The organism is Bacillus sp. CGMCC 1.16541 (assembly GCF_003184905.1).
Taxonomy (GTDB): Bacteria; Bacillota; Bacilli; order Bacillales; family Bacillaceae_H; genus Priestia.
Map to the genome: position 1 here is coordinate 183839 of NZ_QFRU01000004.1, position 18779 is coordinate 202617.

Genomic DNA, 18779 nt, shown 5'->3' on the forward strand with positions numbered 1-18779 from the left:
ATCTATCTCACTTTTTCAAAACCTACATATGTCCCATAATCGACTTTATAAAATGTGAGTGATCCCTTGCTTACCCTTGCTTCATAATATCATCAAAATACGCCAATAACTCATCTCGAAGATGCTCTCGTCTTAGTGCAAAATCAACGGTTGCTTTAATAAAACCAAACTTATCTCCGACATCATAGCGCACTCCTTCAAAATAGTAAGCAAGGACAGATTGAAATTCACTCAACTGTCGAATCGCATCGGTTAACTGTACTTCTCCCCCTGTACCTGGAGGTAACTCCTGAAGAATATGAAAAATTTCAGGTGTTAATATATAACGTCCCATAATCGCATAGTTTGAAGGAGCTTGTTCAAATGAAGGCTTCTCAACAAGTGATTGAACCGTTAAAATCCGATTATGTAACGTTGATTCTTTTGGAGCAACGATTCCATACTTTGAAACATCCTCATCGGCTACTTCTTGCACACCTACAACCGAGCAGCGATGCTCTTCGTACACATCCATTAATTGACGTAAACACGGCACATCTGATTGTACAATGTCATCGCCTAACATCACAGCAAAAGGCTCATTGCCAATAAAACTTCGTGCACAATGAATAGCGTCCCCTAGCCCTTTCGGCTCTTTTTGGCGAATGTAGTGAATGTTCGCTAAGTTTGAGATCGCTTGAATCTCTTCAAGAGAATCCCATTTTTCTTTTTGCGCTAACGTTTCTTCTAACTCATAAGATTTATCAAAATGATCTTCAATCGCACGTTTACCTCGACCACTAATGATCATAATATCTTCAATTCCTGATGCAACTGCTTCTTCTACAATATATTGAATGGTTGGTTTATCAACAATCGGTAACATCTCTTTTGGCTGCGCTTTTGTCGCAGGTAAAAACCTCGTCCCTAATCCCGCAGCTGGAATAATGGCTTTACGTATTTTCATTCATTGTCCCCCTATCCTCTATATCGCTTATAGAGCTATCTTATCGTAAGGAAGCGCTTTTTCATGCTAAAGGATCGCTCATCTCGTTCTTTTCATCCTTATCATACCAAAATGGGTAGGGTAATTCTATTTCTATTCCGTAAATATAACGCGAATCTTCTTTACAAAAGGTGGAAAATATTGAAGTGTTTTAACTCGTATAAATTTGCATAAATCTTATGTTTCGCCTCTCTTTCGTTTTACAAAGAATGTTTATGCAACTTGCCCATTAGATTTTCTATCTGCATTCCTTTATAATTTTTTGATAGATATTTAAACGATGTAACCACTTTACTCAAAAAAAGAGAGGTACATCATCAGCCAAGAAAACACAAACTCTCTCTTAGGCTTAGAACGAAAGGATTAGTCAACGATGAAGGAGCAATTTTTTCAATTATTTTCATATGACGATGTGACGACTAGAAAAGCGGCATTAACTGGACTTCAGCTATATCGTTCGGGACAAGTAACAGTAAAAGACGCGTTAGAGCGCACCTTTGTTGAAAATGAACAAGTTCACTTTCATGAACAGTACTTACAAAACTGCACATGTTCTTGTGGCAAGCCTTTTCCTTGTGAACACATTTTTGCTGCATGCTTTCATCACTATGCGTCACAACATGACATTATGGCATTCATTCGTGCATGGAAGGAGCAAACAAAACCGCTCCTTTCATTATCAGCGTTAAAACCTTCATCTCAATCAAAAATATCTAACTCTTTTGCACATTGGAACGAAGAATTTCAACAACAGTACGAGGCTTTTATCGAGCAGCATTCAACCGTTGATTTTACCATTTATGAGAAGTTATATCGCCACTATCATCACAAAGTCAAAAAGCAAGCTCCTACTTCTTCACCGTTACGAGAGCTTTATATTATTTACGGTGGCGTGTATCTATTTTTAAAAGTAGGAGAGTTGATTGCGACTCAAGACATCACGTCACAGCGCTTAGATTCATTTGTACGCCCGTATGTTTATTCATTGTTAGAAGAGGTTGATCTTCATCTTTCTCATCTACACGAGCAAGATTTATCTCCTTATGAGGAAACGCTTCTTCTCTCTAGTATGTCGCACGTACGTACATTGTTGCATCCATCAACCGTGTTGCAAAATGAAAAGCTCGAGCTTTATCAAATGCTATGGTCGAACTTGTTTGCAAAACCTGAATGGATTCAACGTGAACAACAACACACTAAAGGAGATTCATTAGAGCAAACGGTTGCTCAAGCTCATTTATTTTTCTTGCAACAAAAAGATGTCAAAGCCATTACTTGTATCAAATCTCAACCTCTTGTCACGTTTCTTCATGCCATGAAATGGGCTACTTCTGTTGTGATGAGTGGAGAAAAAAAACGTGCACAGAAATGGATGACGTATATCGAGAAACAGATGAGCGCTTATATCCGAAGTATCCCTTCTTACCAAGGCAGCCGAAATATGGTGGCAATGATTTTAACAGTAGCAGAATCGTACGACGAACACTCTTATGTGCGAGCATTGCGTCAATTACTTCCGTACAGTTTTATTGAATATAGTCGCTTTTTATATGAACGAGCAGAGTTAAAGCAATGGATTGAACTGCAAACCTCTTTTCAATACAACATGATTGAGTACGAAAAAGACGTGTTAGCCGTGATAAAAAGGGAAAACCTTCGATGGCTGTTACCGATTTATCACCAATCCATTCACCACCTTATTGAGCAGCGAAATCGAAAGAGCTATGAAGAAGCCGTTCATGTTCTATGTGAATTAAAAGAATTGTATGTATCTCTAAATGAACAACAAGAGTATGATATTTTTTTAAAAAAACTAACAGCATCAACAAAATCGCTACGGGCGTTTCAACAAGCATTGCAGAAAGGAAAGCTGATTCATGTTTGATTTATTTGATATGACCTTACATGTAGACCTACAACCAAGTCACCAATTTTTCATTTATTGCACCACAAAGCAAGGTGATGGAATCAAAGTGGACTCATGGAAAAAAGCTGTCCTTTTGTGGCATCAGCCGACGTATTATGGAACACTCGTTCAAACGACAACACTTCATGATAAGGAAGGTATCTTACTGTCGCCGTGGGAGGCTTTTTGCTTACTGAAACAATCATGGGGTGAATCTGTTCTGCAATTGTCTCTTTCAACTGAGACAGAAAAGTGGGTCAACCGAGCAAAAGACGTGGAAAAGTTAATTGAACGTGAACAGTTTATTCCAAGCTTGACGGGTTGGGAAAATGGAACCCTTCAATGGGAAGCAACGATTGATTATGTAGACGTAGAAACAACGTATTTACTTTCTCATGTGGTGAATGAGCTGATTGATGAAGATGAACAAGTGAGAGTCGCTTGGAATGACATCACCACTCAACATGCATCCTTCCAATCTGACTCCATTATTGTCGATAAGCAGGATTGGCTGGAGCAAGGAGGACTTCAGGAAGTAGATGTGCCCTTTCAACTCATTTTACGCCTTATGGAGCCTGATGAAGACGGAGGTCTATGGCACATACAAACACTGATCCTTCCACATCATGAGAACAAAGAGCCATTTATCTTTCATGGCTCCCTGCCTCATGAATGGGATCAACACACATCTTATATTGCAAGACAACATGCAAAGTGGAAAAAGCTTGCACCTATTTTAGACGGTGAATCAGTGTGGGTCAATGAATGGTTAACAGAAGAAGAAGCATGGACTTTTTTGACAAATGAAAGTGAAACATTGCTACAAGCAGGTGTTGATATTCACTTACCAGCTTGGTGGCAAGCAGTCAATAAGTTAAATATGAAGATGAGTGTATCACTGACAGATGAACCAAGTCATGAAGGCACGTCATTTTTTGGCTTACAATCACTTGTCAATTATGAGTGGAAGTTTTCGTTAGGTCGTGTATCTTTGTCAGAAGCAGAATTTCAACGTCTTGTTGAGCAAAAGCGCCGCTTGCTTTATGTTGATGGACAATGGATCAAACTAGATCCCCACTTTATCAAACGAGCACAGTCACTTTTGCGTGAAGCAACGAAACGTGGCATTCATGTGCGGGATGTGCTTTCAACTGAGCTAAATCGCTCTTCTCACGAAATGATTCAATCAGAAGATGACACAGCATCACGCTCTTCTGTTTCCATTGACTTATCACAGTCATTCAAAGAGTTCATTCAACATTTAAATAGGAAAAAGCCATTAGCAACACATGGTGTTCCTTCTTCGTTTCAAGGTAAGCTTCGACCTTATCAACAAGAAGGAGTAGATTGGCTTTTATTTTTACGCCAACACGGTCTAGGCGCCTGCTTAGCCGATGATATGGGACTTGGAAAAACGATTCAGCTTATTGCATATTTCACTCATGTACACAAACAAAAAGATGCAAAATCATCATTGCTTATTTGTCCAACATCATTAATTGGCAATTGGGAACGTGAATTCAAACAATTTGCCCCTTCGTTAAACATTTACGTACATTACGGGGCAAAGCGAGCAAGTGAGGAAACGTTTCACACTCAAGCGAAGAAGGCGGATATCGTTATTACCTCTTATCAACTGGCCGTTCTTGATTTTGACATGTTGTCTTCTCTTCATTGGTCTACCGTTTGCTTAGATGAAGCACAGCATATAAAAAACGCTTACACGAAGCAATCTCGTATGATTCGAAAGCTAATGGGTACACATAAAATTGCCCTAACTGGGACACCGATGGAAAATCGTTTAACAGAACTGTGGGCCATTTACGATTTTATAAACCCAACCTATTTAGGAACATTGCCGGCTTTTCAACGAACATTTGTTACACCCATTGAAAAAGAAAAAGATGAACAAAAAGTGACACAGCTGCAGCGATTCATTCAGCCATTCATGATGCGACGCACCAAACAAGATCAGCAAGTCCAGCTGAACTTACCAAGTAAAAGTGAACAAAAGCACTACATTCCACTGACAATTGAGCAAGCTTCTTTATACGAACAGCTCGTAAAAGATACATTAACAGAAGTCGAAAAGCGATCATCGTTTGAGCGAAAAGGTTTTATTTTACAGATGTTAACTAAATTAAAACAACTGTGCAATCATCCAGCTCTTTATCTAAAAGAACCTGTCACAAAACAAACAATTCAACGCTCTCACAAACTAGAGACATTACTAGCATTAATAAACGAAATTCGAGCGCATGGTGAAAGCTGTCTCATTTTTACTCAATATGTGGAAATGGGCATGATGATTGAGCGAATGGTTAAAAAAGAAAGAAACGAAGAAGCTCTATTTTTACATGGAGGACTTTCTAAAACACAACGAGACGAAATGGTCGAAACATTTCAAGAAGGAAACGCATCTATTTTTATTCTCTCGTTACGAGCCGGGGGCACGGGTCTTAACTTAACAGCGGCAAACCATGTCATTCACGTCGATCGCTGGTGGAACCCTGCGATTGAAAATCAAGCAACCGATCGAGCGTATCGAATGGGTCAAACAAAATTTGTTCACGTTCACAAGCTGATGACAGTTGGAACAATCGAAGAAAGAATTGACAGAATGATGAGCGACAAACAAGCATTAAATGAACAGATTATCGGGGAAAATCAGTGGATAACCGATCTATCTACTGATGATCTAAAGGAGTTGTTGACTTATCACAAAGAAGGCGCAACAGATTCAAAAGAACCAAGTCCAAACAACTAAAAAATCAGAGAAATGGACAACATTTTACAAGATTTTAAAAGAAAAAGTTAAAAAGTCCTAGTTCGGACTCTTTACTTTTTCTTTTTTTTCTATCATATTATACATATATATGGCTCAATCTAGTAAATGCGACATAATAGAGAAAATAGATGTCAGATTTGCTAGATTTCTGAAAAAACACGTAACAAATTGGAATAATTAGCAGGAAAATACTCTTTTTTCATGAATAATTGATGATACTTACATCGTTTTTATCCATTCAAAAGATTATTATCAGACTATTAAATCATTTATACATAAACATACTTAGTTAGTAGATAACTAGGTTTCAATTATCTTTTACAAATTAGGAGGAAAAAAGCATGAACAAAAAAAGGATGGCGGTTACATTTGGAGCTTTAATTGGAGGTACTTTTTTGTTTCAGTCGTCAGCGGCAGCCTCGACAGAAACCATTAAGGTTAAAAGCGGCGATTCACTATGGGGGATTGCACGCACTTATCAAGTATCAGTTGCAGACTTAAAAAGTCAGAATAATCTAACTTCAGATACAATCTATATTGGACAACAGTTAGTCATTCCCTCTTCCTCTACAGGTAATGTAGTCGCGACTCCACCACCTACTCCCCCTATTCCACAACCTGTTAAGGCTGAACCAACTACGTATGTAGTGAAAAGTGGCGATTCATTATGGGGCATTTCACAACGTTTTAGCCTATCAGTTCAAGACATTAAAGCACTTAATCTACTGCGTTCTGATACGATTCGTGTCGGTCAAGAGTTGACGATTAAAGGTGGAAACGAGTCACCGAGGCCAACTCCTGTTGAAAATACACCTACACCTAATCGTGTCAATGTCACGACATTGATTGACGATGCAAAATCCTTGATGGGAGTTCCTTATCAGTGGGGAGGTTCTACTCCAAAAGGCTTTGATTGCAGTGGCTTTATTTATTATGTGTTAAATAAACAGCAACCTAATGCAAAGCGAGTAAATACAGCTAGCTACTGGAATGCATCACAACCTGTCACAAACCTTCAGCCAGGAGATTTTGTCTTTTTCACTACTTATGCAGCAGGGCCGTCTCACATGGGGATCTATGTTGGTAACAACTCCTTTATTCATGCAGGATCATCCACTGGTGTTACCATTACAAACCTAGACAATAGTTACTGGAAAGCACGTTACCTTGGTGCAAAACGCTATACTCAATCCTAATTACCATTTAGATAGATACTTACGAGGTTACTAGATAAACTCCTCTAGTAACCTCTTTTACGAATAACATACTGATCCAAAAGGTCACGTTACATGGTATCACTGAAAAATGTAACGTGGCCTATATATCTTCTCTCCCCAAAAAAAGACTGTTGAAAACAATGTTTCAACAGTTCAATAAGTAGAGGGCACTTTCGTGCATCATATAAGCGGATTATTTCTTATCTTTGGAACAGCGTTTTGGAGAGAGTTTAGTGACTAAACTCGTTGTTGAGAGGACAGTGCTTCTTTTCAGCACCTTAGAGGTTTTTCTTTTATATTCGCATGTGAACATGTACAACATAGAAAGTTGCTAATGAATGATTATAATGACAGTTACGTTACCTTTTTGTTATCGTCCCTTTTATTCCAATTCGCCCCCTTCCACATCAAGTACTGCATCTCACTCACCACCCCCTTTCTTTTTCTTTAATTACATTTCACGTTTACTACTTAAAAATTTCACATAATCAGCTACAATATCAGTTACGTAGACGCGTTGTTGCTGTTGGTTTTCAAATGACCTGGATTGTACTTTACCTGTCACTCCTATAAGGGCGCCTTTTTTACAATAACTAACCGTATTTTCAGCCTGCTTCTTCCACAGCGTGACATTTACAAAGTCAGCTTCTACTTCTCCATCTGAGTTGCGATAATGGCGACTAACCGCAAGAGTCACATGTGAAAAAGGAATTCCTTCATTTGTATAACGAAGCTCTGGATCTTTTGTTAATCGACCGACAAGAACTAATTGATTGATCACATTCTCTCAACCTTTCTGTTCATCTGACATCATACTGGCCGCTCTTTCAACTAGAAAGAATAATGTGAAAATTAACTCGTTCGTATGTTATAATGGTTCACATGAAAGCTTCCAATTAATTGTAAAGGAGGATTCAATTATGAAAACCTTTAAATTAGTGGCTCTTCAATTTGCTGATAAACACGATAAACCTCAGCCTGTTACGTTACTAGATGGATTGATTATCAATAAAGAAGATGGTGAAAACCATTGGGTTTTAGAAGCTTTGCTTGATAAGGAATATGAAGTTATGTTTCAAAGATTAATGATGAATAAGGAAACGTTTAAAGTGTACGCAACCATTTCAAAAAAGAGTAATGATCCAGCAACACTGTCTGCAGTTGTCACACATATTACCACAATTGGTAATCGAATTAGCGTATTAATGGATGGATTGTTAACGGAGCGAAGAACGAATATGTCAGAGATCGTATTAGCTGATTTAATTGAAAAAGGTTTAAGCGGTCCACAACTGTTAACCCAATTCAGATTGCATCTACAAGATAAAAAGACAACACGTCCATCAGCACAGTAACGAATTAACTATACAGTGATCATTTAAGGTGGAGAGTTAGGAAGTATGGAAACAAATTTCGATGGTTGATTTATTTCCTTTTTTTGAACGCAGCATTGCTGAAGAGAATAGTTTTGAAGTGGATCGAATACAGAATGCGGCTGTCGCTTTCCTAAAAATAAATGGGCGTCTCGATTTAATCTTACATCTCTTTTATGTCTATGTGGCTTTCGTAGGTAATATTTCGCCATTTTCCCCCTCCTTTTTACATGTTACAATTGTAATAATAAACCTTTTTTACCAAATTACAACACGTTTTTTATTTTGTTAGAAACGCAAAACACGAAGGTTTTCATCTTATTTTATTCATCTTAATCAGCTTTACTTATTAATAAGATTATCACTATACAAATCTAGTTAACTTACTTTTTTCCTTTTGTTCTCTTAATTAATAAGAAATTCGTTGATGTCATACCTCGATCGTTTTTTACGTAAAAACCTAATATTGTTCATAATACGAACAAATTTAAAAAAGTGTTCTTTTTGTCTTTTGGTAGTAAAAAATGTGACAAATTTCTTAGAAAGTAGTGTTTATCCATGAAGTCTATTGGAGAAAAAATAATATCTTTGCGGAAACAAGCTGGACTTTCACAAAACGAATTAGCTCATCGAATAAAGATGTCACGTTCAAAGTTAGCGAAGTTTGAGATTAACACTCAATCTCCTTCTTTAGAAGATCTAACAACAATTTGTGATTTTTTTAATATTAGCCTTGATTACCTTGTCGGAAGAGACTTTTCAAAAATGCAAACCTTATCAGAAGGACGATCATCTTACCAAGTCGGCCAACCTGTACTAGATGCAGGATTATATGAGGTTGTGGAATTACTTACAAACTATCCTCTTTTACAATTTTCCTTACATAAGCTCACACATTTATCCTTAGTCAAACAAAAAAATCGTGTTCCACTGATAACCTCATTCATTACACAATTAGCGGAATTAAATGACTAAAAAGCAATGAAAAAACGAGATGACATTTCGTTTTTTCATTGCTTTTTGAGAACAACATCTTTTCATTTATCATTTCTTTCGACAAGAAATTGCATGCTTGTTATTAACCGATCGTTAAACATGTAGTGAGCGGTAATGTGAAGGTTTTTTCCGTTCTGTCTACTTATCCTTTACTCTACTTTATCCCTTACTTTGAAGCTTCTCAATCCAGAAACGCGCTTCTTCTTTACACGAATAATGAATATGAGTCATATTGTGTTGTTTTAAAAGAGCTTCTACTAATTCAATCTGCTCTTCAGTCGGACTTTCCTTTAACACTTTGTCAATTGTCTCATTAATTTTACCTGCTAATTCCTCATGAAACGTGGGATTGACCTTTATTTCTTCATCAAGGTTCTTATACCAAGATGCATGTTCTGCAATATACTGCTTCCATTCCTGAATAAAGTCTTCTAACTTAAATTGCTCCTCGTTCCACTCAATGTTGCTCATATACGTTTTAAACGTTGTAGCAATTGATCTTGTAATACTACTCTTGGTGCCAGGCGATAAATTTTTTAACATTTATTGAAAGTACCTCCAACATCTAGTTTCCATATTTAATAATTTTATCAAACTTTACAAAGACTGTCATCTTCCATCAGAGTTGAGGTCGATCTATCACTCTTTTTCACTTATCCATACTTATCCGTACTAATCCTTCTCTATTAGGAGATAAATTGACTTAATCAAAAATAAATCCCTTTCTTAAAAAAGCTTTAAGAAAAGGGATTGGTGTTTACCTATTATTCGTCTTTCTTGTCTTTATCGCCCATATCTTCCGGGTCTTCCATCATGTCTTCACCATCTGATTCCATGTTCTCATCGTCGCCCATTGAATCATTTTCTTCCATACCAGGAGCTTGATCTTCTTCTGGCGCCATGTCGTTTTCACCGTTGTTATCTTCAGGAGCTTGTTCCATGTTTGGATCTTCTTCTGGTGGAGGCTCTTGATTATTACAAGCTGTTAACGCCATTGCCGATAAAAGTAATGCTGTTACCATCAAAGATAGTTTCTTCATCAGTTCGTCTCCTTTCTCTTGTATGTATGACCACAAATTGCAGCGGTCTGTGTATAGATTACCCATTGATTAACGAAATATTCATATCCCTTACACCAATACAAAAAAGCTGCTTCCATTCACTCCTGAAGCAACTTTTATCATAAAATGAACTATTCGTTTTTTTCACCTAATGCAAACATAATGTCTGTTTCACAAACAAGTTCTCCGTCTACAGTGGCAATGCCTCTTCCTTTTCCAATTGCACCTCTGACGCGAACCATTTCAACTTCTAAACGTAGTTGGTCACCTGGTCTCACTTGCTTTTTAAAACGACAATTATCAATGCCTGTAAAAAAAGCTAAACGACCACGATTTTCTTCCTTTTTCAGCATGGCAACTGCACCAACTTGAGCTAACGCTTCCACAATTAGTACACCAGGCATAACTGGATAGTCTGGAAAATGTCCGTTGAAAAATTCTTCGTTTGCAGAAACATTTTTAATTCCAACGGCACTCTTGCCTTCTTCAATTTCTAAAATTCGATCCACTAGTAAAAATGGATAGCGATGTGGAATAATGTCTTTAATTTGTTGGATATCAAGCATAGTGTAGTCTCCTTTCGGATAAAAGCATAAGTTACTTTAACTATACCGAATGCTTGTCAATGGTGCAATCATTTTTTATGACCAACTACTAAAAACTAGTACCATTATTAGCGAATACCATTTACAAGCCCCATCATTTGATCAGCAATCGAGATTGCACGGGAGTTAAATTGATAAGCCCGTTGAGTAACCATCATGTCCGTCATCTCTTTACTTACATCTACGTTCGATTGTTCAAGTGCGCCTTGTTGCAACCCTGCTTGCTCACGCTCTCGCCCTATAAGCGATTCAACAGCACCCTCTGCATTATTAAGAGATAACGTAAAGAGGTTACCTCCACGACCTTCTAACAATTGCGGACGATTGACTTTAACAAGTCCCAATTCAAAGATTTGTGTTGGAAGACTTTCGTCAAGGGGTTTGATGACAAATTCTCCACTTGGTGTAATGATAATGTCTCTTGGGTTGTTCGAAAACACAATCGGGTTATCATTGACATCAAGAACTGGGTGTCCACTATCGTTCACTAACATCGCTTCATCTTCACCACTTGATCTAACATAAAGATTTCCACCTCGTGTATAATGAACTTCACGTTGACCATTTTGTTCTACAAGAACCTGTAAGAAGATTCCTTCTTTCGAAAATGCAACGTCTAAATCTCTGCTTGTTTCCTGAATCACCCCTTGAGTAAGTACAAGCTTCGTTTCACCTAACTTTGCACCGACGCCTTGACGAATACCCGGGGGTGTAAGACGATTCGTTTCATTTCTTTCCATGTTTTGATTCGTAAACTGTTGATACAGCATCTCACTAAACGTTGCATCTCTTTTTTTGTATCCTACGGTGTTCACATTAGCTACATTATGACTAATAAGGTCTAATTGTTGCTGTAGTTGGCTCATTGTATTAGCGGCAGTAATCATTGATCTATTCATTCATAATCCCCCTAAACGTTCTTAGCGAACTCTCCCAATTTCACTTACAGCCTTCTCCATACTTCGATCGTAGGCTTGCATCACTTTTTGGTTTGCTTCAAACGCACGATAAGCAGTTAACATCTCTGTCATCGTTTGAGAAGTGTCGACGCTTGATCGCTCTAAAAAGCCTTGCTGAATATCATAAGCAATCGTATTATTTCCGATAGCAGAGGGCAATGGTTGCCCATCTTCTGTTTGATAGAGACCATTTCCGCGCTTGACGATATTTGATAAATCATTTGCATATGCCACGTTTAAACGTGCCACTTGAGTATTACCTTCAAAGATCGTTCCGGCTTCGTTCACTCGAATATTTTCACCTTGCAATTGAATACGTTCGTTTGTCTCACTTAAGACGTAACGTCCATCTGTTGTTGTTAAAAAACCTGCTGCATCAATTGTGAAGTTACCATTTCGAGTATAATTCAACTCATTGTTGTTACCTTCTACCGCAAAAAACAATGCCCCTTTTTGCCCACTTTCATCTACTGGCACAGCACGTTCTAGTAGGGCTATATCGGTTAAGCGACCTGTTTGTTGCATGTCTCCTTGCGCCATATTAGGTATCGTTTCTTGCATATAAACCCCTGCGTGTATAGACCCAACCGTTTGTTGCATTGGCAAACGAAAGGCATTTTGCACAGGGACGTCTTTGGATTCCAAACGTTGCAATAACATCTCAGGAAAAGCTCGTAGTGACGATTGATCTGCTTTGAATCCAGGTGTATTTGCGTTTGCCAGATTGTTTGTTAACAAATCTGTTCTTCTTTGCTGTGCAATCATACCGGCTGTTGCTGTATAAAAGCCTTTAAACAAAGTAGTCACCTCTTTTTATCATCAATAATCTATCGAAAAAGGTGTATTAGATGAGCTGACGACGAGAAAGGTTGTCCATATTATCTAACATAATACCTGTTCCAATCGCTACACAATCCATTGGATGTTCAGCAATCAAAACCGGTACCTTTAGCTCTTCTGCTAATAATTGATCCATCCCGTGAAGCAGCGCGCCTCCACCTGTCAAAATAACACCTCTATCAATAATATCGGCAGAAAGTTCTGGTGGTGTACGCTCTAATACACTTTTAGATGCTTGAACGATCACACTCACTGACTCACGTAACGCCTCTTCTACCTCGTGAGAATGAACAGTCACAGTACGTGGTAAGCCTGACACCATATCACGTCCACGAATCTCTAGCCCTTCTTCACGTGAACCAGGAAATACTGTTCCAATTTTAATTTTTATTTCCTCGGCAGTACGCTCACCAATCAGCAATTTATATTTCTGCTTGATATATTGTAAAATTTCGTTATCAAACTTGTCGCCAGCCATTTTAATTGAAGAAGCTGTCACGATATCTCCCATAGATAGTACAGCAACATCTGTTGTACCTCCACCAATATCGACAACCATATTTCCACTCGGTTGGAAAATATCCATACCAGCGCCGATTGCCGCTACTTTTGGCTCTTCTTCCAAATAAATTTTCTTTCCGCCACTTTTCTCGGCTGCTTCACGAATTGCTTTTTGCTCAACAGATGTGATATTCGTTGGGCAACAAATTAAAATACGAGGCTTTGATAACAAGCCTTTTACGTTTAACTTATTAATAAAATGTCGTAACATCGCTTCTGTAATTTCAAAGTCTGCAATTACCCCATCTTTTAATGGACGAATTGCAATAATATGACCTGGAGTACGCCCTACCATTCGGCGAGCTTCCTCTCCAACCGCTAGAACTTTCCCATTCGTTTTATCTATTGCAACAACTGAAGGTTCGTTTAACACGATTCCTTTTCCTTTTACATGAATTAAGACGTTAGCGGTACCCAAATCGATACCAATATCCTTAGCTAACATACTTACAATCTCCTTCCATTTAACCATTCTATATAGGAAGATGAATCTTTTTTCCCTAATTTACTATTTTATCATAAATTGGTTTCACATGTAGATAATTACAAAAATAAATCTCAGTGTAGGATACCCCCTTATGGAGTGTTGAGGAAGATTATTTAGCGAGTATCTAAGATATGTAGGTGGCTAAGAGGTTGCGTCTAAAAACAAACAAAGACCAGGAGCGCTCATGTTGCGTTTGCTCCTGATCTTTATTTACTATGTTGATTGGATTTTTCATAATTGACTGTCGGGTTTATTTGACAGGCTCCTCTTGTAATTCTTCTTTTTTGTACTTTAACTTTGTTGCTTCCCCTCCGCGTAGATGTCTAATGGATTTATGGTAATCGAGAATTTCTTTTACTTCATTTGCTAATTCAGGGTTTATTTCTGGTAGCCTCTCAGTTAAATCTTTGTGGACAGTACTTTTGGAAACACCGAATTCTTTCGCAATCACACGAACGGTTTTCTTTGTCTCCACGATATACTTTCCAATCTTGATAGTCCTCTCTTTGATGTAATCGTGCACACCACTCGCCCTCCCCAAATTGGATGTGAGAAGTGTGAAATGAGACTGACTTTTCCAAAAGGAAATGATTCGTTTACGGCCTCACCTCAAACACTCTCTTTGTTAGGTTTGTAACATTTTATTAGCTTGGGTGAGGATATATGCTAGAAAAGTCAAGAGGGACAAGGATTTTATCATATTTTTTTGATTTTTTTTTTGGTGTTCGACATATTGAGTAACAAGCTGATTTAAAAAGACAAATACCGCGTTGGCGAATAAGTCACTTGTAGAAGATCTCCCCATGTTGAGTAGCCTCGATCTTTGAAATGCTCTAATAATTCCACAAATAGATAAGCAGTGGTTAATGCATCTCCCATTGCTTGATGACGAGGATAAATCCGCGTACCAAATACTTGAGCATATCTTTCAAGATCTCTCATGTCAAAAGAAGGAGCAATGAAACCAATTAAGTCGAGTGTATCGAGATGTTGGAGTTTCTTCAAATGAAACTTATTCCGTTTTAGCTCATTTTTCAAAACAAGAATATCAAATGCGACATAGTGACCAACAAGACAAGTGGTGCCATGCTTCTGAACAAAATGAAAGAACTGTTCAATTGCTTCTAAGGAAAGTGGTGCACCCGCAACATGTTCATTTGAGATGGTTGTCAAATCCGTTATTTCCTGAGAAATTTGTCGTTCTGGGTTCACATATAATCGAAATGTGTCAGACTGTTGAACTTCACACCCTTTTATGGTCACCGCTGCCATTTCAATTAACCGGTCTGTCGATGCAATTTGAAATCCAGTCGTTTCTGTGTCAAACACTGTAAATACAACATCTTCAATCCTTGTGTTGAGCGGAAGTTGCTCATGTAATTGAACAGGAAATGGTTTTCTTGTAAAAAACACACGTTACCCCCTTTCTCTTCACAATGAGAAGTGTAGGAACATTTTAGTTTGTAGTTCCTTTAATGTTTTGAGGCTCCAGATGAGTTCATCCTTTTGACGAAGTGTTAATGTCTGAAAAGATAACACAGAGCTTTTCTCTTCATGATTGACATGTTGCCGCCACTTTAATTGCATATAGAGTTCAAGGATTGTTTCAATCGCTTTTTTAATATCTTGTGAAAAAGAAGCAGTAAACACCCCTTGTTGAACTAGTCGATCAATTTGGTCCATCGAAGAGCCTTGAAGCATCTGATGAGTAGCCGCTAAAATTTGTAGTGAATGATGATACGGAAACAACACTTCTTTTTTTAAATCAATTTGTTTTCGTTCAAGGTGTAGCAGGGAACGAAAGCGTTGCTGAATAGACGGGATTAATTTTGTCTTCTCTTGTTCAGCTAATCGATATAATAAGATTTGGCCTCTCTTCATATGTGTTTGAACGTGAGATTCAAACAATTGATGAACCGATTCATTTCCATACAAGAAGCGATACGAAAAGAAGTTTTGCACATTTAACATCACTTCATTCGTTGATTGAAGCGTCCAAGAATGGAGACGATTGTTCCATTGTTCAACAGATCCTCTCCAGTAATGATTACTTGCCATCATGTTACCTTTACAACGCTCATAGCCCGCTTGTTCAAGTAACTCTACAATTCGCTTGCTTAACAACATAAAATAATCATGGTTGTCTCCTTCATAGACTAAAAAATGGTCTTGATCGGTTAAGAGAAACTGTTCCTTGCGACCACTGCTTCCCATTTGATAAAAGCAAAAATCTGCCGGTTGCTGCTGTCCTTCTTTCTCTAAATCTTGTAAAGCTAGCTCGATGCAACGGGTAACGAGGCGATCATAAAGTTTCGTTATAATATCTAATAAACTGAGAACGGGTACTTGGTGCCGAAGGAGTGTTTGGAGCACTTCGTAAGCTGCTTCTTTCACGACTGGTAGAGTAGATGCATCTGCTTGATCAATTTTTTGAATGACCTTCATCATATTCTCATTTTTCTTACGTAACAAATCAGATAAAGAGACAACCCCTACTACTTGCGTTTGATCAATTACGGGGAGATGCTTGATTCCTCTTAGTAACATCATCGCGAGCGCTTCATAGTAATAAGAAAAACGAGATACCGTAACAGGCTGTGGTGTCATAATCGTTGCGATAGGATCTTCTACATCTCTTTTTTCTGCAACAACTCGCTTCACCAAGTCTTTTTCGGTCACAATGCCGACTAGCTCATGTTGGTCGATGACAACAACCGAGCTAATATTGCGGTCAATCATCCGCTTTGATACTTCGTAAATAGACGTATTAGACGACGCTGAAACGACATCACGAGACATGACTTCTTGAACACGTAAAATGATGGAATCCTTCTCGCCAAATGAACTGGCTAAGTCAATTTGGTCCGCTAATGATTGATAAACTCCCTTTAATCGAATAGACACTTGTGTTAATAAATAATGTTTGACGTGTTCATCTTGCAGCCTACTTTCAACAACTGAAAGTGGCACAAGTATTGCTTCTACTTCTGTTAATGTGCGAACTTCTAAGTTATCTTCATGCGAAGTAATTTCTGTCTCTGTTAGAAAATTAGCTAGTGTAGGAAACCCGATAAGTTGTCCGTCTCTCACAACTTCTAGTACTTCTTCACGCTCATGTTGTGAATCTTTAATATATACTTCTGCAATGCCATGAAGCAGCAAAAGGAGACCCTTTTGCTGCTTCGTTTCAAACAATATATTATGATGAGATTGATAGTTTTTTAACTGACATGATTGTAAAAGTGACGAAATCTCTTCGTTTGTTAATCCTTGAAACAATGGATGATGTTCTACTTTTAACAGCGCTTGTTGCTTACATTTGTTTGTCTGTTCCATCGTTCATCCAAACCTCACCGTCTTTATAGGTCATCTGTTCAGGATAACGAAGATCCATCACTTCTTCTTGAATTTTTTGTGAAGGTGCTTTCGTTGCAAGTGAAACCACAACATTTGCTAAAATAGCCGCTAACGCTCCAAACACACCCGCACCTGTATCAATAACACCTGCAATTGTGAAGCCACCGTATTTTGCTGCAATGATATAACCTAACGTCACAAACAACCCAACAAGCATACCCGCAATGACGCCTTGTGCATTTGAACGCTTCCACCATACTCCTAATAAAAGCGCTGGGAAGAATGTACCCGATGCAATGGCGAATGCCCACGCGACGATTTGTGTAATCGCTCCTGGAGGATTTAACGCAATTAATCCTGCAAAAAGAGCCGCTAATGCAATTGATAGACGAGCCATAAATAAGCGTTTCTTTTCAGATGCATCTGGTTTTAATACACGATAGTAAATGTCATGAGCGAACGAAGACGAAATGGCAATCATTAATCCACCGGCTGTTGAAAGGGCTGCTGCCATCGCCCCTGCTGCTACTAATCCAATGACAAATACACCTAGATTCGCGATTTCAGGCGTCGCCATTACGACAATATCTTTATCAATCATCAGTTCTGACCATTGTAAAATTCCATCACTATTTGCATCTGCTAATTGTAATTTACCTGTGTTAACCCACGACTCTGTCCACGCTGGTAAATTATTAATATCACTTCCTGCTACATTTTTCATTAAAATAAAACGAGAAAATGCCGCATATGCCGGAGCTGAAATATATAACAAACCGATAAACAATAAAGCCCATGCTCCTGACCATCTTGCTGCTTTCATCGTTGACACGGTATAAAAACGTACGATTACGTGTGGTAAGCCTGCTGTACCTGCCATTAACGTAAACATAAGAGCTAAGAACTGCCATTTCGTATCGACTGTGAAAGGCGCAAAGTATTCAGAGATACCTAGTGCGCGGTCAAGTTCTCCTAATTCAGACACTATTTTTCCATATGATAACCAAGGAATTGGATTGTTCGTTAATTGAAGAGACATAAAAATCACTGGAATTAAATATGCAATGATTAAAATAATATACTGAGCTACTTGCGTCCATGTAATCCCTTTCATTCCACCAAATGACGCATAAAAGGCAATAAGGACAACCCCAATCATTGTTCCTACTTTTGCATCGATTTCAAATAAACGACCAATTACAACCCCAGACCCTGATAGCTGTCCTACGGAGTACGTAAAACTAATTAAAATCGTACAAATCGCCGCGATAATACGCGCTGGGTGGCTATTAAATCGATCACCAATAAACTCAGGTACTGTATATCGGCCATATTTACGAAGTTGTGGTGCTAATAAAAATGTTAAGAGTAAATAACCGCCTGTCCATCCCATAATGTAAGCTAGTCCATCATACCCCATTAACATAACGGTTCCAGCCATACCGATAAACGATGCTGCACTCATCCAGTCTGCTCCAATTGCCATTCCGTTATAAATAGCTGGGATCCCCCGACCGGCTACATAAAACTCAGACGTCGCACGTGCTTTATTATAAATAGCGATTCCGATATATAATGCAAACGTAACAATAATAATAGAAAATGAGACCCAAAACTGCGTATCCATTCACGTTTCCCCCTTTA

Annotated in this window: 18 protein-coding genes; 5 read left to right on the top strand and 13 right to left on the bottom strand. The window is 38.3% G+C overall.

Annotation, left to right across the window (positions count from 1 at the left end):
* Positions 1-70: 70 nt before the first annotated feature.
* On the bottom strand, positions 71-946 hold the full coding sequence (gene galU / locus DIS06_RS07270; protein ID WP_110112579.1) for a UTP--glucose-1-phosphate uridylyltransferase GalU: 876 nt from the start codon (positions 944-946) through the stop codon (positions 71-73).
* A gap of 412 nt (positions 947-1358) precedes the next feature.
* Between galU and DIS06_RS07275 the strand changes: the two genes are divergently transcribed.
* From DIS06_RS07275 to DIS06_RS07285, 3 genes are all read left to right on the top strand, one after another.
* Entirely contained in the window at positions 1359-2870 is a 1512-nt protein-coding gene (locus tag DIS06_RS07275) for a PMZ-type zinc finger domain-containing protein (protein WP_110112580.1), read from the top strand.
* Positions 2863-5658 carry a DEAD/DEAH box helicase gene (locus DIS06_RS07280; RefSeq protein ID WP_110112581.1) on the top strand — a complete coding sequence of 932 codons (2796 nt, stop codon included), beginning with the start codon at positions 2863-2865 and terminating at the stop codon, positions 5656-5658. The genes DIS06_RS07275 and DIS06_RS07280 overlap by 8 nt, the downstream gene beginning before the upstream one ends.
* Positions 5659-6020: 362 nt before the next feature.
* Positions 6021-6875: a C40 family peptidase gene (locus DIS06_RS07285; protein ID WP_110112582.1), complete on the top strand. Its 855-nt coding sequence runs from the start codon at positions 6021-6023 to the stop codon at positions 6873-6875.
* A gap of 472 nt (positions 6876-7347) precedes the next feature.
* Here DIS06_RS07285 and ssb read toward each other — a convergent pair whose 3' ends face one another.
* Positions 7348-7677, bottom strand: coding sequence for a single-stranded DNA-binding protein (gene ssb / locus DIS06_RS07290; RefSeq protein WP_110112583.1), 330 nt, complete (start codon positions 7675-7677; stop codon positions 7348-7350).
* A gap of 139 nt (positions 7678-7816) precedes the next feature.
* On the opposite strand from ssb, the gene DIS06_RS07295 reads away from it, so the two are divergent.
* Positions 7817-8251: a YwpF-like family protein gene (locus tag DIS06_RS07295; RefSeq protein ID WP_110112584.1), complete on the top strand. Its 435-nt coding sequence runs from the start codon at positions 7817-7819 to the stop codon at positions 8249-8251.
* Between the two features lie 23 nt (positions 8252-8274).
* Here the strand turns inward: DIS06_RS07295 and DIS06_RS07300 are convergent, their stop codons facing one another.
* Positions 8275-8481 carry a hypothetical protein gene (locus DIS06_RS07300; protein ID WP_110112585.1) on the bottom strand — a complete coding sequence of 69 codons (207 nt, stop codon included), beginning with the start codon at positions 8479-8481 and terminating at the stop codon, positions 8275-8277.
* Between the two features lie 346 nt (positions 8482-8827).
* Here DIS06_RS07300 and DIS06_RS07305 point away from each other — a divergent pair, with 346 nt between their 5' ends.
* Positions 8828-9244, top strand: a complete 417-nt coding sequence (locus DIS06_RS07305) for a helix-turn-helix domain-containing protein (protein ID WP_110112586.1) — start codon at positions 8828-8830, stop codon at positions 9242-9244.
* 180 nt (positions 9245-9424) lie between these two features.
* Here DIS06_RS07305 and DIS06_RS07310 read toward each other — a convergent pair whose 3' ends face one another.
* The 10 genes from DIS06_RS07310 to DIS06_RS07355 form a co-directional block, all read right to left on the bottom strand.
* Positions 9425-9808, bottom strand: coding sequence for a hypothetical protein (locus DIS06_RS07310; RefSeq protein ID WP_110112587.1), 384 nt, complete (start codon positions 9806-9808; stop codon positions 9425-9427).
* 221 nt (positions 9809-10029) lie between these two features.
* Positions 10030-10305: a hypothetical protein gene (locus DIS06_RS07315; protein WP_110112588.1), complete on the bottom strand. Its 276-nt coding sequence runs from the start codon at positions 10303-10305 to the stop codon at positions 10030-10032.
* 152 nt (positions 10306-10457) lie between these two features.
* Positions 10458-10892 (bottom strand): 3-hydroxyacyl-ACP dehydratase FabZ, encoded by a 435-nt coding sequence (gene fabZ / locus DIS06_RS07320; protein WP_110112589.1) that lies wholly within the window; start codon positions 10890-10892, stop codon positions 10458-10460.
* A 107-nt stretch (positions 10893-10999) separates the two neighbouring features.
* Positions 11000-11830, bottom strand: coding sequence for a flagellar hook-basal body protein (locus tag DIS06_RS07325; protein ID WP_110112590.1), 831 nt, complete (start codon positions 11828-11830; stop codon positions 11000-11002).
* Positions 11831-11851: 21 nt separating this feature from the next.
* The gene (locus tag DIS06_RS07330) at positions 11852-12688 is read right to left on the bottom strand and encodes a flagellar hook-basal body protein (RefSeq protein ID WP_110112591.1); all 837 of its coding nucleotides are present in this window, start codon (positions 12686-12688) and stop codon (positions 11852-11854) included.
* Between the two features lie 46 nt (positions 12689-12734).
* Positions 12735-13736: a rod shape-determining protein gene (gene mreB / locus DIS06_RS07335; RefSeq protein WP_110112592.1), complete on the bottom strand. Its 1002-nt coding sequence runs from the start codon at positions 13734-13736 to the stop codon at positions 12735-12737.
* Between the two features lie 292 nt (positions 13737-14028).
* Positions 14029-14301, bottom strand: coding sequence for a sporulation transcriptional regulator SpoIIID (spoIIID, locus tag DIS06_RS07340; protein ID WP_110112593.1), 273 nt, complete (start codon positions 14299-14301; stop codon positions 14029-14031).
* A 227-nt stretch (positions 14302-14528) separates the two neighbouring features.
* The gene (locus DIS06_RS07345; RefSeq protein WP_110112594.1) at positions 14529-15191 is read right to left on the bottom strand and encodes a 3'-5' exonuclease; all 663 of its coding nucleotides are present in this window, start codon (positions 15189-15191) and stop codon (positions 14529-14531) included.
* 18 nt (positions 15192-15209) lie between these two features.
* On the bottom strand, positions 15210-17114 hold the full coding sequence (locus tag DIS06_RS07350; protein ID WP_110112595.1) for a DUF294 nucleotidyltransferase-like domain-containing protein: 1905 nt from the start codon (positions 17112-17114) through the stop codon (positions 15210-15212).
* Complete coding sequence (locus DIS06_RS07355) at positions 17092-18762, bottom strand: sodium:solute symporter family protein (RefSeq protein ID WP_110112596.1); 1671 nt, start codon at positions 18760-18762, stop codon at positions 17092-17094. The genes DIS06_RS07350 and DIS06_RS07355 overlap by 23 nt, the downstream gene beginning before the upstream one ends.
* Positions 18763-18779: the final 17 nt, after the last annotated feature.

What these genes read in the sequence shown, in the direction of transcription:
- galU (WP_110112579.1), bottom strand. Translation starts at nt 946, where the DNA reads ATGAAAATACGTAAAGCCATTATTCCAGCTGCGGGATTAGGGACGAGG.
- DIS06_RS07275 (WP_110112580.1), top strand. Translation starts at nt 1,359, where the DNA reads ATGAAGGAGCAATTTTTTCAATTATTTTCATATGACGATGTGACGACT.
- DIS06_RS07280 (WP_110112581.1), top strand. Translation starts at nt 2,863, where the DNA reads ATGTTTGATTTATTTGATATGACCTTACATGTAGACCTACAACCAAGT.
- DIS06_RS07285 (WP_110112582.1), top strand. Translation starts at nt 6,021, where the DNA reads ATGAACAAAAAAAGGATGGCGGTTACATTTGGAGCTTTAATTGGAGGT.
- DIS06_RS07295 (WP_110112584.1), top strand. Translation starts at nt 7,817, where the DNA reads ATGAAAACCTTTAAATTAGTGGCTCTTCAATTTGCTGATAAACACGAT.
- DIS06_RS07300 (WP_110112585.1), bottom strand. Translation starts at nt 8,481, where the DNA reads ATGGCGAAATATTACCTACGAAAGCCACATAGACATAAAAGAGATGTA.
- DIS06_RS07305 (WP_110112586.1), top strand. Translation starts at nt 8,828, where the DNA reads ATGAAGTCTATTGGAGAAAAAATAATATCTTTGCGGAAACAAGCTGGA.
- DIS06_RS07310 (WP_110112587.1), bottom strand. Translation starts at nt 9,808, where the DNA reads ATGTTAAAAAATTTATCGCCTGGCACCAAGAGTAGTATTACAAGATCA.
- DIS06_RS07315 (WP_110112588.1), bottom strand. Translation starts at nt 10,305, where the DNA reads ATGAAGAAACTATCTTTGATGGTAACAGCATTACTTTTATCGGCAATG.
- fabZ (WP_110112589.1), bottom strand. Translation starts at nt 10,892, where the DNA reads ATGCTTGATATCCAACAAATTAAAGACATTATTCCACATCGCTATCCA.
- DIS06_RS07325 (WP_110112590.1), bottom strand. Translation starts at nt 11,830, where the DNA reads ATGAATAGATCAATGATTACTGCCGCTAATACAATGAGCCAACTACAG.
- mreB (WP_110112592.1), bottom strand. Translation starts at nt 13,736, where the DNA reads ATGTTAGCTAAGGATATTGGTATCGATTTGGGTACCGCTAACGTCTTA.
- DIS06_RS07350 (WP_110112595.1), bottom strand. Translation starts at nt 17,114, where the DNA reads ATGGAACAGACAAACAAATGTAAGCAACAAGCGCTGTTAAAAGTAGAA.
- DIS06_RS07355 (WP_110112596.1), bottom strand. Translation starts at nt 18,762, where the DNA reads ATGGATACGCAGTTTTGGGTCTCATTTTCTATTATTATTGTTACGTTT.